This window comes from Streptomyces sp. NPDC042259 (genome assembly GCF_055582085.1).
Genome location: NZ_JBVJDW010000007.1, coordinates 353,540 through 369,324 on the forward strand (window position 1 = coordinate 353,540; position 15,785 = coordinate 369,324).

The 15,785-nt window shown below is 70.2% G+C and carries 18 protein-coding genes and 1 tRNA gene; 5 read left to right on the top strand and 14 right to left on the bottom strand.

The features are described 5' to 3' along the window. Positions 1-34: 34 nt before the first annotated feature. Positions 35-859 (bottom strand): glycerophosphodiester phosphodiesterase, encoded by an 825-nt coding sequence (locus tag ACZ6MA_RS21370; protein ID WP_469435465.1) that lies wholly within the window; start codon positions 857-859, stop codon positions 35-37. 160 nt (positions 860-1,019) lie between these two features. On the opposite strand from ACZ6MA_RS21370, the gene ACZ6MA_RS21375 reads away from it, so the two are divergent. After that, positions 1,020-2,606 (top strand): S1C family serine protease, encoded by a 1,587-nt coding sequence (locus ACZ6MA_RS21375; protein ID WP_469435466.1) that lies wholly within the window; start codon positions 1,020-1,022, stop codon positions 2,604-2,606. A 79-nt stretch (positions 2,607-2,685) separates the two neighbouring features. Here the strand turns inward: ACZ6MA_RS21375 and ACZ6MA_RS21380 are convergent, their stop codons facing one another. After that, positions 2,686-3,795: an alpha/beta hydrolase gene (locus ACZ6MA_RS21380; RefSeq protein WP_469435467.1), complete on the bottom strand. Its 1,110-nt coding sequence runs from the start codon at positions 3,793-3,795 to the stop codon at positions 2,686-2,688. A gap of 238 nt (positions 3,796-4,033) precedes the next feature. Between ACZ6MA_RS21380 and ACZ6MA_RS21385 the strand changes: the two genes are divergently transcribed. After that, complete coding sequence (locus ACZ6MA_RS21385) at positions 4,034-4,819, top strand: bestrophin-like domain (protein ID WP_469435468.1); 786 nt, start codon at positions 4,034-4,036, stop codon at positions 4,817-4,819. A 166-nt stretch (positions 4,820-4,985) separates the two neighbouring features. Beyond that, positions 4,986-5,072, top strand: a tRNA-Ser gene (locus ACZ6MA_RS21390). Positions 5,073-5,149: 77 nt separating this feature from the next. Here the strand turns inward: ACZ6MA_RS21390 and ACZ6MA_RS21395 are convergent. The 5 genes from ACZ6MA_RS21395 to ACZ6MA_RS21415 form a co-directional block, all read right to left on the bottom strand. Continuing rightward, positions 5,150-5,734 carry a hydrolase gene (locus ACZ6MA_RS21395; RefSeq protein WP_469435469.1) on the bottom strand — a complete coding sequence of 195 codons (585 nt, stop codon included), beginning with the start codon at positions 5,732-5,734 and terminating at the stop codon, positions 5,150-5,152. 48 nt (positions 5,735-5,782) lie between these two features. Beyond that, positions 5,783-7,192 carry an MFS transporter gene (locus ACZ6MA_RS21400; RefSeq protein ID WP_469435470.1) on the bottom strand — a complete coding sequence of 470 codons (1,410 nt, stop codon included), beginning with the start codon at positions 7,190-7,192 and terminating at the stop codon, positions 5,783-5,785. 19 nt (positions 7,193-7,211) lie between these two features. Beyond that, positions 7,212-7,646: a MarR family winged helix-turn-helix transcriptional regulator gene (locus ACZ6MA_RS21405; RefSeq protein WP_469435471.1), complete on the bottom strand. Its 435-nt coding sequence runs from the start codon at positions 7,644-7,646 to the stop codon at positions 7,212-7,214. A 194-nt stretch (positions 7,647-7,840) separates the two neighbouring features. Continuing rightward, positions 7,841-8,347, bottom strand: a complete 507-nt coding sequence (locus ACZ6MA_RS21410) for a carboxymuconolactone decarboxylase family protein (protein ID WP_469435472.1) — start codon at positions 8,345-8,347, stop codon at positions 7,841-7,843. A 139-nt stretch (positions 8,348-8,486) separates the two neighbouring features. Beyond that, positions 8,487-9,299, bottom strand: coding sequence for an NAD(P)H-binding protein (locus tag ACZ6MA_RS21415; RefSeq protein WP_469435473.1), 813 nt, complete (start codon positions 9,297-9,299; stop codon positions 8,487-8,489). 71 nt (positions 9,300-9,370) lie between these two features. On the opposite strand from ACZ6MA_RS21415, the gene ACZ6MA_RS21420 reads away from it, so the two are divergent. Continuing rightward, positions 9,371-9,787, top strand: coding sequence for a winged helix-turn-helix transcriptional regulator (locus ACZ6MA_RS21420; protein ID WP_469435474.1), 417 nt, complete (start codon positions 9,371-9,373; stop codon positions 9,785-9,787). 262 nt (positions 9,788-10,049) lie between these two features. On the opposite strand, the gene ACZ6MA_RS21425 is transcribed toward ACZ6MA_RS21420, so the two are convergent. From ACZ6MA_RS21425 to ACZ6MA_RS21435, 3 genes are all read right to left on the bottom strand, one after another. Further along, a complete protein-coding gene (locus ACZ6MA_RS21425) occupies positions 10,050-10,460 on the bottom strand; it encodes a VOC family protein (RefSeq protein WP_469435475.1) in 411 nt (136 codons plus the stop codon). Between the two features lie 81 nt (positions 10,461-10,541). Further along, positions 10,542-10,934 carry a helix-turn-helix domain-containing protein gene (locus tag ACZ6MA_RS21430; RefSeq protein ID WP_469435476.1) on the bottom strand — a complete coding sequence of 131 codons (393 nt, stop codon included), beginning with the start codon at positions 10,932-10,934 and terminating at the stop codon, positions 10,542-10,544. 240 nt (positions 10,935-11,174) lie between these two features. Next, entirely contained in the window at positions 11,175-11,468 is a 294-nt protein-coding gene (locus ACZ6MA_RS21435; RefSeq protein WP_469435477.1) for a hypothetical protein, read from the bottom strand. Positions 11,469-11,872: 404 nt separating this feature from the next. On the opposite strand from ACZ6MA_RS21435, the gene ACZ6MA_RS21440 reads away from it, so the two are divergent. Beyond that, entirely contained in the window at positions 11,873-12,973 is a 1,101-nt protein-coding gene (locus ACZ6MA_RS21440; protein WP_469435478.1) for an alpha/beta hydrolase, read from the top strand. A 2-nt stretch (positions 12,974-12,975) separates the two neighbouring features. On the opposite strand, the gene ACZ6MA_RS21445 is transcribed toward ACZ6MA_RS21440, so the two are convergent. The 4 genes from ACZ6MA_RS21445 to ACZ6MA_RS21460 all read right to left on the bottom strand — a co-directional run. Next, positions 12,976-14,034 carry a YihY/virulence factor BrkB family protein gene (locus ACZ6MA_RS21445; RefSeq protein ID WP_469435479.1) on the bottom strand — a complete coding sequence of 353 codons (1,059 nt, stop codon included), beginning with the start codon at positions 14,032-14,034 and terminating at the stop codon, positions 12,976-12,978. A 202-nt stretch (positions 14,035-14,236) separates the two neighbouring features. After that, positions 14,237-14,545 carry an SCO5918 family protein gene (locus ACZ6MA_RS21450; protein ID WP_469435480.1) on the bottom strand — a complete coding sequence of 103 codons (309 nt, stop codon included), beginning with the start codon at positions 14,543-14,545 and terminating at the stop codon, positions 14,237-14,239. Between the two features lie 38 nt (positions 14,546-14,583). Then, the gene (locus ACZ6MA_RS21455; protein ID WP_469435481.1) at positions 14,584-14,919 is read right to left on the bottom strand and encodes a CBS domain-containing protein; all 336 of its coding nucleotides are present in this window, start codon (positions 14,917-14,919) and stop codon (positions 14,584-14,586) included. Between the two features lie 113 nt (positions 14,920-15,032). Beyond that, a partial coding sequence (locus ACZ6MA_RS21460) for a helicase-related protein (RefSeq protein ID WP_469435482.1) occupies positions 15,033-15,785 on the bottom strand: 753 nt, incomplete at its 5' end.

The window sequence follows — 15,785 nt, forward strand, 5'->3', positions numbered from 1 at the left end:
ACAGGCCGGTGGCCGAAGAGCCGCCGGCAAAGATCTACGCCCGGCCCAGTTGCGAAAGCACCGCCCTGGGCCGGTTCGTGATCACCGCGTCGACCCCCAGCTCGGCGCACAGCTCGACGTCGGCTCGTTCGTTCACGGTCCAGACGTGCACCTGATGCCCCGCGCGGTGGAGCCGTGCCACATAGCCGGGGTTGTTGCGGATGATGCGGATGCTCGGCCCCGCGATGCCCACCCCCGGTGGCATGCGTCCGTCGCGGTGGCGGGGCGAGACGAACTGCATCAGGTAGACGGTCGGAATGGCGGGCGCCGCCGCCCGCACCCGGTGCAGGGAGCGGGCGGAGAAGCTCATCACTCGTACGGGCGAGGGCTGCCCCAGGGGCGGCGCGGCGAGCCCGAAGCGGCCGAGGAGGTCGAGCAGCCGTTCCTCGACCTGGCCCGCCCAGCGGGTCGGGTGTTTGGTCTCGATGGCCAGCTCGACCCGGCGGCCGGCGTCGGCGACGAGTTCGAGGAGCCGCTCCAGGGTGAGGACGGACGTGCTGTCGCGGTCGGGCGCCTCCGCGTCGGTGGCCTGGCCCTTCCACGATCCGAAGTCGAGGGCGGAGAGGTCGGACAGCTCCATCGTGGAGACGGCCCCGCGTCCGTTGGAGGTGCGATTGACGCGGCGGTCGTGGACGCAGACCAGATGCCCGTCGGCGGTCAGCCGCACATCGCATTCCAGCGCGTCGGCGCCGTCCTCGATCGCTTTGCGGTAGGCGGCCAGGGTGTGTTCCGGGGCGTCTTCGGAGGCCCCGCGGTGGGCGATGACGGACGGTGGCCGCCGTTCGGAAGGGAAGTCCCGGGCCGGGTGTGCATGGGTCACCGCGTTATCGTGCCACCGCCTGGCACAATCGCGCATGCGGTCCAATTTGTCCGGAGTAAAGGACGATGGGCGAGGGCACAGTCTCCGCTTACGGCGGTCTGACGTGCCATGGGAAAAGCTGTTAGCGGAAAACTTTCTGTAATTGATTGAGGAGACAGCTGTGAGCACCGAGAACGAGGGCGCCGCCGTTCCGCCTGCGGCTGGGCGGGGTACGGAGTCTTCGACACCGGCCGCCGAAGCGGAGCGCCCCACTCCGGCCGCTCCCGCCGAGGCTCCTCCGGTTCCGCCCGCCCCCACCAAGCCGCCCGCGGCGGCGGAAGCCGAGCAGACGTCGCAGCTCCCGGCCGTGGAGCCGGCGGCGGCACCGACGGCGCCCGCCGCACAGGACGCCGCCGCACATCAGGCACACCCCCAGCACCCCCAGCAGCAGCCACAACAGCCGCAACAGCACCCCCACCCCATGTACGCGCAAGCGGGAGCCGCGGGCCAGGGCGGTGGCGGCTGGTACGGCGGTGCCGGCGGTGCCGGCGCGCCCCAGCAGCCGTACGGCGGACCCGGTGGCGGCGGCCCGGTGGGGCCGGGCATGGCGTGGGGCGCCCCGCCGCCCCCGCCGGCGCGCAAGCGCTCCGGCGGCCTCGTCGCGGCCGTGCTCGCGGCGGCGCTCGTCGCGGGCGGTGTCGGCGGCGGTATCGGCTACTGGGCCGCCGACCGCAACGAGTCGGGTGACTCGACGACGATCTCCGCGTCCGGCGACCCGAAGGTGGAGAGCCGTTCCCCGGGTTCCGTGGCGGCCATCGCCAACAAGGCCCTGCCGAGCGTCGTCACCATCGAGGCGCAGAGCACCAGCGGCGAGGGCGGCACGGGCACCGGCTTCGTGTACGACAAGGAAGGCCACATCCTCACCAACAACCACGTCGTCGCGTCGGCGGCCGAGGGCGGCAAGCTCCGTGCCACGTTCTCGAACGGCAAGAAGTACGAGGCCGAGGTGATCGGCCGGGCCCAGGGCTACGACGTCGCGGTCCTCAAGCTGAAGGACGCGCCCGCCGGTTCGCTCAAGCCCCTGCCCCTGGGGGATTCCGAGAGGGCGGCGGTGGGTGACGCGACGGTCGCGATCGGCGCGCCCTTCGGGCTGTCCGGCACGGTCACCACGGGCATCGTGAGCGCCAAGAAGCGCCCGGTGGCCTCCAGCGACGGCGGCGGCAGCGGAAACGCGTCGTACATGAGCGCGCTCCAGACGGACGCGTCGATCAACCCGGGCAACTCCGGTGGCCCGTTGCTCAACGCCCAGGGCGCGGTGATCGGCATCAACTCCGCCATTCAGTCCGCCGGTTCCGGCGGTGGCTTCGGCGGCGGCCAGCAGCAGTCCGGCAGCATCGGACTGGGCTTCGCGATCCCGATCAACCAGGCCAAGAACGTCGCGGACACGCTCATCAAGACCGGCAAGCCGGTCTACCCGGTGATCGCCGCCACGGTGAACATGAAGGACACCGGCGCGGGCGCCAAGATCGCGCCCACGGGCGCGAAGAACACCCCGGCCGTCACCCCCGACGGCCCGGCCGACAAGGCGGGCCTCAAGCCGGGCGACGTGATCACCAAGCTCGACGACACGACGATCGACAGCGGCCCGACGCTGATCAGCGAGATCTGGACGCACAAGCCGGGCGACAAGGTCCAGCTCACCTACACCCGCGACGGCAAGTCGTCCACGGTGGAGATCACCCTGGGCGAGCGCGACGGCGACAACTGACGCCGAAGCGGGCGGCCCGGCCGCTACGGGCCGTTCTCCCCGCGTCGCCCCGAACGGGCGGCGCGGGGAGGCGTGCGGCTCACCCCGCGGAGAGCCGGCTGCTGAGCCACCTCAGTGAGGGCGGTATTTCCCGGTTCCAGGTCTTGAAGTTGTGGCCGCCGCTGTCGAGCGTGATCGACGAGACGCGTGCGGGGGCTTTCACCTTCGAGATGAACCGCTGGGTGGCCTTGAGATTGGACTCGCCCTGCTTGGACGTGGTGACCAGGAAGGACGAGTTGCCCTGCGGCAGGTGGTCCAGGCTCCACAGCAGGTCGGCCCGCTTTTCCTCGCGCTTGTTCCCGTGGAAGAGGTCGCCGGAGTCCTTGTCTATTTCCGGTTTGTAGTCCGCCGAGAGGCCCACGCTCGCCGCGTAGGTCTCCGGGTGCTCGAGGCCGACCTTCAGCGCGCAGTAACCGCCGGTGGAGTCACCGATGATTCCCCAGTTACGCGGCTCGGTGCCGGTGCGGTAGGTGCCGGAGAGCGCCTTCGTCAGGTCCTTGGCGAAGAACGTCTCCGTCTGCGGCCCGCCGGGAATGTCGACGCACTGGGTGTTGCGCGGCGGTGCGACGGTGGGCCGCATCATGACCAGGATCATCGGCTGCATCTTCTTCTGCTTGGCCTGCGTCCACGCCGTCTTGGGATACCGCAGGCCCTTGAGCAGGTTTTCCGCGGTCCCCGGGAAACCGGTCAGCACCACGGCGGCGGGAAACGTCTTCTTCTCGTTCCCCTTCTGGAAGTACTCCGGCGGCAGATAGACATAGGCCGGGGTGGCGATCCGGGACCGCTCTCCCAGCACGTTGATTTTCTGTATCTCGCCACTGATGGGGGGTTTCTTGGTGCCCGGCACATCGGGTTTCTGCTTCCCGACCAGCTGCACGCCCGAGCCCCCGGCGGACTTCCCGTCGAAGTCCACGCCCTTCTCCCAGCCGAACAGCTCGTCCCAGGACCCGTAGATGAGCATTTCCTTGTTCACCGCGAGACCCACCGAGGAGAACAGCAGCGCCTGAACCGCGCAGACCAGCCCCACCCGGCCCAGGATCACCCCCCAGCCCCGCCGGGCCAGGCGTGGCCAGCACCAGATGGTGAGCGCGAACAACAGCACCGTGCCGAGCACGGACAACACCACGACATTGGTACTCGTCATTCCCATGGTTCAGGAACTTTCTGCCGGACCCCGTACCGGACTTCCTCGCCCGGACGCACCGCGTGGGGGTGCGCACCGGGGTAGATCGAGATCCGGCGCGATCCGTTCCACTGCGGTCACACGCCGCGCGGAACGACCTTCGGTGTCCATCCCATGGAGTGGTTTACATACCAGCGGGGATTCGCATGCCCGGTTCATCTGGAGACTCTTTGACTACGAGCTGTAACCGAGCCGCGAGGTGGCCGTGGAACTGTGGTTGCTGAACAACCTGTCGACCTTGTCTACCGCGACTGTTCTGGTCGGCGGCCTCGTCGTCCTGACCCTGGCCGGCAACGTGCTGGTCCATCGCCGCTTCCCCTCCTTGGCCGAAGGTGAGCACAACGACATGGTGGGGGTGGTGCTCGGTATGTTCGGCGCCATTTACGGCATCATCCTTGCCTTCGTCGTCGTGACGCTGTGGACCCAACTCCAGGTAGCCGACGGGGTGGTCGCCACCGAGGCATCCGACCTGGCACAGATCGTCCGGAACGTCCGAGCGCTGCCACCTGACCAGCAGCACCGGATAGAGACCGCCGTCGGCGCCTACGCCCACACCGTGGTCGAGGTGCAGTGGCCCCTCATGCGGGAAGGCCGGGCCGACTACGCCGCCAGCCAGAGACAAATCGACAAAATCTACACAGTCCTCCAGGCCTACGAGCCGAAGACGGAAAGCCAGAAGGCCTTCTACGGCCAGACCATCGAGCGCCTCAACGACGTGGTCGCACAACGACGGGCCCGCATCACGCAATCCCGGCAGCAGCTGCCTCTTCTCCTCCGGTGCCTGGTATACGGCGGCGCGCTCGTGATGGTCCCGCTCACCTTCCTGTACGGCAACAAGAACGGGGGCGTCCGGCTGGTGTTCGCCGGCTCGGTCGCCGCGCTCATCGGCTTCAGCCTTCTGCTTGTAGTGGTCCTCGACAGGCCGTTCGCCGGTGACATCAGCGTCAGCCCCGATGCGTTCAAGGAAGGCGCACTGTCCCGGTTCTGGTAGCGCCGGCAGCGGCACCTCATGCGTGGATGGGCGCGCGTTCGAACAGTGCGAGAGGCGTGCGCGCCTCGCCCGGAACGCCTGCCGGCCCCGCCCCCCGGACCAGGGCCGCACGGCGGATTCGCCGACCCGGTAGGCTGTCCACCGCGTCGCCCTGTGGGCGGCGAGGGGAGAGTTGCCCGAGCGGCCTAAGGGAACGGTCTTGAAAACCGTCGTGGCAGCGATGTCACCGTGGGTTCAAATCCCACACTCTCCGCCGTTCGGCCGTCAGGCCGGCCGAGATGGGGTGCTCCCGATACCGGGAGCACCCCATCCGCGTGGGCGGGCCTCCCCTTACTTCCGAGCGGCTTCCAGCGCCGCGAGCACGGCGTCGGTGGTGTCGACGCGGGCGATCAGCGGCAGGATCCGTTTGATGGTGAACTCCTGGTGTTCGGCGGAGAACGTGCTGGTCGCGTCCTCGGCGACGACCACGTGGTAGCCGTGTTCGTAGGCGGAGCGGGCCGTGGACTCCACGGCGAGGTTGGTGGCGACACCGGTGAGGACGAGTTCGTCGACTCCTCGGCGGCGCATCTGGAGGTCGAGTTCCGTGCCGGTGAAGGCACCCCACTGGCGCTTGGTGATGAGCAGATCGCCCGGCTGCGGGCCGAGTTCGGGCGCGAGCCGGGAGTACTCGGGGTGCAGGGCGGGCGGGTTGGTGGGCACGTCGGCGCGGGGGGCGAGGGTGGCGCCGCCATCGGGGCCGTGGGCCACGGTGACGAGGACGACGGGCAGGCCGGCCGCGCGGAAGGCGTGGGCGAGCCGGGCGCTGTTCGCCACGACCTGTTCGGCCGGGTGGGGTTGCAGCGGGAAGCCGAGGATGCCCTCCTGTAGGTCGAGGACGACGAGGGCGGCCTTGGGGCCGAGTTCCACGACGGGCATGGGTGTGTTCCTTTCCGATCCGATGAAGCGCGCGTACCGGGGGCGGGCTCAGCCGCGTTCGCCGGTGCCGCGCAGGTGCCGGGTGGTGGCGGCGTTCAGGAGCAGGACGAGGCTGACGCCGGTGATCACGGCGGCCAGCAGGTGCAGACCCGAGTCGTCGGCGTCGCGGCCGACCGCGATGCCGACGAGGGCCGAGGCGAGGTTGGCGCCGATGTACTGGGCGGTGCGGTAGAGCCCGGAGGCGGTGCCGATCTGGTCCGGGGGCGCGGTGCGGTACATCAGGGTCTGGTTGCCCAGGCTGTTGAAGCCGTTGGGCAGGCCGAGGACCGCGGCGATGACGAGGACTTCCCAGATCGGCACGCTCGCCCCGAACAGGGCCAGTGCGCCGCTGCCCAGGCACAGGGCGGCGGAGCCGGTGATCAGAACGGTGCGCAGACCGCGTTCGACGAGCCGGGTGGCCCACATGGTGGTGGCGAAGCCGAGGGCGGCCACCGGCAGCATGACCAGTCCGGACGCGGACTCGGACAGCCCGCGGCCCTGTTGGAGCCACTGGGGCAGGGCGTAGGTGATGGAGTAGAAGACCACGTACGTGGCCATGCAGCGCAGGTACGTCGCGGCGAGCGGCCCATTGCGGGCGATCATGCGGAGGTCCACGAAGGGCCGGTGCGCGCGCAGTTCGTGCCAAATCAGCGCGGCGGTCAGCACGACGAAGGCGGCCAGGGCCCACCACCACGGGTCGTCGGGCAGCGAGAGCAGGAAGAGCATGAGACCGCACAGCTCACCGGTGAACAGCGCCATGCCCACGAAGTCGAGTTCGCGCAGGGTGGCGGCGGCGCCGCGGGCCGGTTCGTCGGCGGGCAGGCAGAGAAAAGTCATGGCCATGGCCGTCAGGGCGAGGGGGACGTTGACCCAGAAGATGGCGCGCCAGCCCGCGAGTTGGACGAGCACGCCGCCGAGCGGCGGCCCGAGGGCGACGGCGGCCTGGGACGTGGCGGAGATGGCGCCGAGCCCGCCGGTGGGTGTGGAGCCCGTACCGCTGTGGGCGGCGGCCCAGGCGCGCATCATCGACATGCCGGCCGGATACGCGGCCGAGGTGCCGATGCCGAGCACGACGCGGGCGGCGATGAGCCACCCGAGCGTCGGGGCGAAGGGCGCGGCGGCCGCCGACACCAGGACCAGCACCAGGCCAAAGGCGAAGACCCGGCGGGCGCCGAGGGCGTCCGCGAGGCGGCCCATGGTGGGCTGGGCGACGGCGGTGGCCAGGTAGAGGCCGGAGACCAGCCAGATGACCTCCGCCCCGGCGTCGAACGCCTTCTGGATGGAGAGCAGCGCCACCGCGATCATCGAGGAGTTGAGGGCGTTGAGCAGGGTGCCCAGGACGATCGGGGTGAGGAAGCCGAGGGGGATACGGGGTGGGGAAGCCGTTCGAGTCGCGGTCTGCGCGGTCGGTGACGGCACGGCGCCCCCTCGGGGTCTCCTAGGTTTCGGACAAGAGGTCCAGCAGTTTGTTCGCGGCGGCGAGGACCTCCCGCTCGACCGGTGTCAGGCGCTCGGTGATCGCCTGGGCGAGCCACGCGTCGCGCGTCCGCCGGTCGTCCTCCACCAGGTGGCGGCCCGCGTCGGTGATCTCCATGAGGACCTGACGGCCGTCGCGGTCGTGCGGCCGGCGCGTGACGAGGCCCTGCTCCTCCAGGGAGGCGAGCTGACGGGTGAGCGACTGCGGCAGGACGCCTTCCGCCGCGGCCAGCTCCTTCGGGCTGAGGGCCCCGGTGCGGTCGAGTCGGCTCAGCACCGAGGTGCCGGTGAGCCCGAGACCGTGCGCGGGGCGTTCTTTCCGCATGCGCCGTGCCAGTGCGGACACGCTGTCGCGGGTCTGCCGGGCCAGGTCGGTGGTGTGTCGGTTGTCGTCCACGAACGAAGCCTATCTTATAAGCACGCCTTACTTGTTCGTCAAGGGCGATCGCCCAGCAAGCTACCTCTGCCGGGCATGTCGCGAAGAAAAATACTTCGCTGTGCGTACGGATTGATATGAGTCCGGCCCTGCCGGCCGTGGGTGCCGGGAAGGGCACCACGACCTTCAGGGCCGGGTCGGCAAAGCGGGAGGGATCAGTTCCACGGGTCCGAGAAGGACCGGCCGGGGACGGGCTTGGCTATGAGGGCGATGGACGTGAAGAAGTTGACCTGCCCGATCGCGATCATCAGGGTGGTGAGCGCCTTGGGGTCGTAGTGCTCGGCCACCTCGGCGTAGAGCTGGTCGGAGACGCGCTCACCGTGGGCGGAGGGCTGGAGCGCCGCTTCGACCAGGGCCAGCGCGGCGCGCTCGGCGGGGGTGAAGTAGGGCGAGTCCTGCCAGGACGCCACCGAGGTGATGCGCTCCTCCGACTCCCCGGCCTTGCGCAGGAAGCCCGTGTGCAGGACGGTCAGGTAGGTGTTCGCGGCGATCTGGCCGGCCCGCAGGTGGACCAGGCTGATCGTGCTGCGCGGCACCGAGTGGTTGCCGACGGCCTTGAAGAGTGCCGCCGAGACCTCCTCCAGCTCCGGAACGAGTTCCGTGGGGTCCTGGGTGAGCCGCGGCGTCATCAGGACCTCTGCGGTGATCGAACGCGCGTTCATTGTTGTCTCCTTGGGTTTCGCATCGCTGTTTGCATCGCTGTTCGCGTTGCTGTCACTGCCCTGACGGATGGCATCGGGGGAATGTGACGGCTCCAGCGGTGTGGACCCAAAAAGTTTTCGCGGACGGCGGGAGGGCGGCTCAGCCGGTGACCGCGGCCTTGTACGCGTCCAGGGCGGGCCGGGGCGCGCGGCCGAGGAGCGTGCGCAGGGCGTTGTCCTCGATCGCGCCGCCGTCCAGGAAGCCTCCTGCGATCGCCGAGTACGTGCTCAGCAGCATCGGCACCTGGTAGGGCAATGCCTGGCCGGCCTCCGTGATCGCCGCGCGGGCGGCACCGAGCGTGCCGGGCTCGTACGAGCCTCCGATCGCGGCGGCCAGTTCGGCACCGCCCAGGGCCCGTTCGCCGACGAGTTCGTACACGCGCCCCGCGTGCCGTTCCGGCTCGGCCGCCACGCGGGCCGCCACGGCGGCGAGGTCGGCGCGGGCGACGGCGGCCAGGCGGCCCGTGCCCAGCGGTGCCGCGATCGTCCCGTCGGGGCCCGGGGCGGCGATGCCGGCGAGGAACTCGGCGTAGAGCCCGTTGCGCAGGATGGTCCACGCCAGCGGGCCACGCGCGAGGCGGCGTTCGGTCCAGCGGTGGGCCAGCGCGTACGTCAGGTGGTCGCCGTCGCTGCTGAGGCTGGTGTAGACGACGTGCCGCACCCCCGCCTTCTCGGCCGCCGATATCGCCGCGTCGTGCCGGGCGATGACGACGTCGTCCTCGCCGTACCCGGCGGAGATGAGCAGCATCGTGTCCACGCCGGTGAAGTCGAGCGAGGACGGGTCGTCGAAGTCGACGCGCCGTTCGGCGGTGGAGCGGGGTGTGCGGGTGCCGAGCACGACGTCGTCCCGCCCGGCCAGTTCGCCGACGACGAGCTGTCCGAGCGCGCCGCCGGAACCGGTGATCAAAATCATTGCGATCTCCCTGCTGAGCTGTGTGTTTCCATCATCGGAAGCGAGTTCCGATCGCGTAAGGAGGCACATTGATGTCAGTAGGGCACACGGCGGTAACCACCCCCGTGCCGACCGAACCCGTGATCGTCTGCGAGACGCCTCAGGACGAGTGCGGGGTCCGGGACGTGCTGGACCGGCTGGGCGACAAGTGGTCCGTCTACGTCGTGGTCGAACTCGCCTCCGGACTCAAGCGGTTCAAGGAATTGCAGCGCGCGATCCCCGGCGACATCTCCCAACGCATGCTCACCTTCACCGTCCGCCGCCTGGAGCGCGACGGCCTGGTGGAACGGACGGTGTACCCCACGGTTCCGCCGCAGGTCGAGTACGAGCTGACGGAGATGGGCCACAGCCTCACCCACCTCGTGAAGACCCTGGCCGACTGGTCGATCGCCCACCGCCCGGCGATCGCCGCGTCCCGCGCGGCCTGGGACGCTGGCGCCGGCACCTGATCACGGCGGCGGAGCCCGGCCGTGGCCTGCACCCCCGCTGCGCGGTGGTGTCCTCAATCGCCGGACGGGCTGGAGTGGCTGAGCCCGTCCCCATCAGCCTGGACGGCCTGGTTGCGGCTGAGCCCAGCCAAATCAAGCCCGTCCGGCGTTTGAGGACGCGCCCGCAGGGCGCCCCGCCGCCGCAGGCGGCACCACCGGCCGGTAGCCGAATGACCGCCGGCCAGGCGAGAGGAAGACAGCCCGGTAGCCGGCCAACCGTCGGTCAGACCCTCGGCTGAGTGAAGCGGATACGGTTCCCGAACGGGTCCCGCAAGCCGCAGTCCGTCCCGTACGGCCGCTCAGTCGGCTCTTCGGTGAATTCCACGCCCCGGGCCAGCAGCGTTTCGTATGTCTTGCGGCAGTCGTCCGTGGTGAAGATGAGCCAGCCGCCCATCGCCCCCTTGGTGACCAGCTCACGTACCTGCTGTGCCGTTTCCTCGGACATGGCCGGGGCGCCCGGCTTCTCCAGCAGGATCTGGCGGCCGCTGTCGCCGGGAACGCTGACGGCCAGCCAGCGCATGAAGCCCATGTCGATGTCGGCGGCGACCTCCAGACCGAGCTTGTTGACGTAGAAGTCGAAGGCCTCGTCCTGGTCGAGGACGTATATCTGCGAGTGCGTGATGGCGTTGAACATGCGCATCACGCTACGGCGTGCGCCGGACGGAAACTTATCTAAAACTGCTCAGTACCAAGGCTCAGTACCGAGACGGAGACGTCAGGCGTTCGGCCGCGTCCACGCCATCGTGAAGCACGTCGGTACGCCCGCCGGTACCGCTTCCTTGCGGTACGTCCTCGGTGACCGGCCGACGATGTCACTGAACGTGCGGCTGAACGTGCCCAGGCTGCCGAAGCCGACTTCGAAGCAGATGTCGGTCACGCTGCGGTCGGTCTCCCGCAGCAGGAACATCGCGCGTTCGACGCGGCGGCGCTGGAGGTAGCGGTGCGGGGTTTCGCCGAACGTGTTCCGGAAGGTGCGGGCGAAGTGCGCCGGGGACACATGGGCGATGCGGGCCAGGGCCGGGACGTCCAGTGGCTGGGCGTAGGCGCGGTCCATCGCGTCCCGGGCCCGGAGCATGCGGCGGTTGGTCTCTTCCGTGGCACGGTTCACGGTGTCCCCCTGGATCATCGGCGTAATCCCGACCAGTGTCCCGGCCAGGGAACCGGTCGGCGCCCCGCCTCCGCAGGGCGCCTCACCGCCGCAGGTGGCCCCCCGCTGCGCGGTTGTGGCTGAGCCCAGCCAAATCCAGCCCCTGGGGGTACCTCCCAGCGGTAGCTGGGGGAGTTTGAGGACGCGCCCGCAGGGCGCTCTGCCGCCGCAGGCGGCACCACCGGGCGGTAGCCCACGATGTCATTCGGTCACGACAACCGGCTCCACAGCGGCCAGCTCCCCCGCATCGGTCCCCCCGCCCGGGTTCTTCTTCGACGCGTCACCGGCGATCTTGCTGACGTCCTTGACCAGCTTGTCCAGTGCCTGCTTGAGATCGTCGAGGGGTGACGGGTCCTTGCCCGGCCGCGTGGGGGCCACGGCCGTGTGGCCGGGCTCCGGCGCCGAGGCCGGGGCGGGCGTGGCCAACGCCGGCGCGGCAAGGGCGAGCGAGCCGCAGACGGCGGCCAGGGCGGTGGATGCGAGCTTGATGCGCATGCTGGGCGCTCCTCATCGGTTCGTTGTGCGTGACTGTCTGATGGGTGACTGTCTGATCAACGTGCGGTGGCCGTCGGCGCCCCGCAACCTGGAATCGGCGAATCGGCCCCGGACGACGTTGCCGGTGGGCCGGGCCCACCCCACCGGTGCGCCCCTGACCTGGGGCGTCGCCCCGGAAGCCGGCAGCCCGGCACGCATGGCCGCGAAAACCACCGTCCGGAGGACGGAAGGGCAGGCGACGGGCTCCCCTTTTGGGTTGGTTTGTATGCCGGTGGAAATTTTCATGGCATGCATCGGGAACGCGGAGGCCCGTTTGGGACATCCACAAGGGCACATCCCCAAGGGCACAGCAGGTTGTCATGTGGCCCCGTGGGGCAGCCGAACCATGCATGCGGAGCGACGCGATGACACATTCACCCTCTGGCCCCTACCCGAGGCAGGAGCGGCGCCGGCCGTCCCGTGCCAAGCGGTGGATCATCGTCGTGGCGTCCGTGGTCACGCTCGGGCTGATCGCCTGGCCCGTCATGACCTACTACGAGATACCCCCCTTCACCGACAAGGGCGACCCCGTCAGCTACGGCGACGTGCAGCCGCAGACCCCGGGCGACACCGGCAGTCCGGAGGTCGTCGACTCCAAGGTCCTGATGCCGACCGGCCCGCAGGCGAACTTCAAGAACGCCCGGACCCTCGACGACGGCACGCACGTCAGCCTCGTCACCCTGGACGGCAAGAAGTCCGGCTTCAAGGGCAAGGTCTGGGTCTGGGCGCCCAAGGAGTACACGGACGACCCGAAGTACGCGAAGAGCGGTTTCCCCGTGATGATCGCCCTGCCCGGCGGCCCCGGCTTCGGCACCAACTACTGGTGGGCGGGGTTCAAGTTCCAGGAGAACATGGCCAAGTGGTACAAGGAGGGCAAGAGCAAGCCCTTCCTCCTCGCCATGCCGGTCCTGAACCCCGGCCCCGATGACAAGGGCATCTACTGGGACGGCAGTGACATCCCGGGGCAGCCGAAGATGGGCACCTGGCTGACCGAGGACGTCCCGGACCTGATGAAGGCCAATTTCCGCACGATCAAGTCGCGTGACGGCTGGGCGTTCATGGGCTCGTCCACCGGCGGTTTCGCGGGTCTCAAGGCCGTGCTGAAGCACCCGGACAAGTTCAAGGCCGCGATCGCCAACGGCCCGGACTTCGTCCCCGACTCCCCGCTCTGGCGCGGGCACGAGAAGGAGCAGCGGGAGAACACCCCGGCGGTGCTGGCCAAGCGGCTGAACGACACCAAGGGCCCGGACGTCTATCTCGCCTTCCAGGTCGGTACGCGGGAGGGCGCGGCGACCATGAAGGGGGTGAAGGACTTCATGGCCCAGTCCGGCAAGGGCAAGGTCCACACCTATCTGCGTCCGATCCAGGGCGGCAGGCACGACGGCGCCTCGTACGCGCCGAACCTGGGCCTCGGGCCCATCCAGTGGATCAGCGAGCAGATCTCGGGGCCGATCCCCGCTTCCTGACGTCAGGCGTCAAGCGTCCCCGGGAGGGCGCCAGGCGTCTCCGGGAGGGCGCCAGGCGTCTCCGGGAGGGCGCCAGGCGTCTCCGGGAGGGCGCCAGGCGTCTCCGGGAGGGCTCCAGGCGTCGGGAGGGCGTCAGGCGTCTCCGGGGGACGCCCGACGCCCTCGGGGCCCGGTTCGCCGTCGTGCCCGGCCTGTTTGGCCAGCTCGGCGTTGAACTGGGCCCCGAGCAGCAGTACCAGGTTGGCGATCCACAGCCAGACCAGGAACACCACCATCCCCGCCAGCGAGCCGTACAGGCGGGGGTAGGTCCCGGCGTGCGAGACGTAGAGGGCGAAGCCGGCCGAGGAGGCCAGCCAGAGCAGGACGGCCAGCGCCCCGCCGGGGGCCATGCGCCGCACGGGCCGGGCCTGGGCGGGGCCGGAGCGGTAGAGCACCAGCACCAGGGTCACGCCGATGATCACGAGGACGGGCCACCGCAGGGCGTCCCAGACGGTGACCGGCCCGGCGCCGAGGTGCAGTATCCGGCCGATCCGGCGGGCGAGCCCGCCGGAGAGGACGAGCGCCAGGGCGCTGATGACGAGCAGCACCACCAGCACCAGGGCCGTCAGGACGATGCGCGGCGCAGTGCGCAGCACCGGCCGGTCGCTGTCGGTGCGTTCCATGGCGTAGACGGCGCGGCGGAAGACGCTCAGGTAGCTGCTTCCCGACCACAGGGCGCCGATCGCGCCGAAGGTCGTCAGCAGCCAGGCCGCCGAGTCCTGCCCGGCCATTTCCAGCAGCGTGGAGCGCAGCAGCTCACGGCTCTGGGCGGGGACGAGGTCGGTGATGTCGTCGATCAGTCCGGTGGTGGAGGCCGGCTGGGAGAGGCTGAAGACCGACAGGACGACGAGCATCACCGGGAACAGGGCCAGCACGGTGTAGTACGTCAGCGCGGCGGCCCAGTCGGTGAGGTTGTCGTCCCACGCGGTGACGGGCGTGCGCCGCAAGGCCGTCGCGTACCTGGCGTACCAGGCCCGGCGGGTGCGGCCGGGCCGCTGCGAACGGTCGCTGTGACGTCCCATGGCCACCACCTTCGAAGTCGCTTTCCCCTTGAAGGTCGGCTACCCACGAGCGGCCACGAATTAAGCCCGTCCGCCGATTGAGGACGCGCCCGCAGGGCGCCCCGCCGCCGTAGGCGGCCACGACGGCCCGCAGCCGAAAAAGACGCCGGCCAGGCGAGAGGCGGCGAAGCCGGTCGGTAGCCGGAGATCCGCCGGATACGGCCTAGGCGGCGGCCGGCGCTCCCAGCAGGGCGGACGCGGTCTGGAAGGGCGTGAGCACGCGCACCGGTGCGGGCGGGGCGGCCACGTCGCAGGTGAAGCCGAGGCGGGTGAGCGCCCGGGTGACCTCTCCGGCGGTGAAGTCGCGGCGGTCCTGTCGGGTGATCACTTCGCCGACCTGCTTGACGGGGTAGGCGCGGCGGCCGATCCGGACGGAGTCACCCGTGACGGGTTCGGGCTTGATGCCCTTCATCGATGCCTGCACATCGCTTTTGAGGAGATCGAAGGGGAAACGGGCGATGACACAACGCATGGTGCCTCCGGGAGGAGAGAGGGTCTCGCGCGAGCGGATCAGTGCGCGAGGGTGAGGATGCCGAGCGCGCGGCCGTCCCCGTCGATCACGGGTGAGGCGTCGAGCGCCCGGTCCCGCAGTGCGCGTTCCGCGTGGGGCAGCGGCGCGTCCGAGGCGGTGAAGGGGCCCCGGTCGTAGCCGACGTCCCGCAGGCGGGTGCTTTCGGTGTACCAGGAGCCGCTGCGGTGGGCGGCGAGCTGGGCCCGGGTGACGAGACCGGCGCACCGGCCGTCCTCGTCCCAGACCAGGAGGTGCCCGACCCCGGCGCCGACGAGGACGGACAGAGCCAGGTCGACGACCATGTCGTCACCGACCTGCGGGCCGGGTGAGGACATGGCGTCACCCGCCGTCAAAACACTTCTGTCCGTCGGCATCGGTTCCACCGGCATCAGGGTCAAGGGGCACCTTCGGGTTCGAGGGAAGAACGGACGGCCGAGCGGGACCGCTGTTACGCGGCGTTGCTCACCGGAGGCGTCCGGTGGGCGCCGCCGGACCGTTCCCGCACGGAAGCGGAAGCGGCGCTGCGACGGGCCTGGGCGGGCCGGCTGCGCTGGCCCCGCGAGGAGGAGCCCCGGCGCTTGGAGCGCTCGGCCACCGGCGCGGAGATCGTCACCGGGATGCCGGACGGCGCCTGCGCACCGGTGATCCGGGACAGTTCCGCTTCACCGGACCGCACCTGCGCCGACTGCGGGGTGATGCCGGCGTCGGCCATGAGGCGGGTCATGTCGCGGCGTTGGTTGGGCAGGACGAGGGTGACGACGCTGCCGGATTCTCCGGCGCGGGCGGTGCGGCCGCCGCGGTGGAGGTAGTCCTTGTGGTCGCTGGGCGGGTCGACGTTGACGACGAGGTCGAGGTTGTCGACGTGGATACCGCGTGCGGCGATGTTGGTGGCGACCAGGGCGGTGACGTGCCCGGTTTTGAACTGGGCCAGGGTGCGGGTGCGCTGGGGCTGGGACTTGCCGCCGTGCAGGGCGGCGGCGCGGACACCGCTGTTGAGGAGGTGGGTGGTGAGCTGGTCCACGGCGTGCTTGGTGTCCAGGAAGAGGATCACGCGGCCGTCGCGGGCGGCGATCTCGGTGGTGGTGGCGTACTTGTCGGCCCCGTGGACGTGCAGGACGTGGTGTTCCATCGTGGTGACCGCACCTGCGGAGGGGTCGACGGAGTGGACGACGGGGTCGTGGAGGTAGCGGCGCACCAGGAG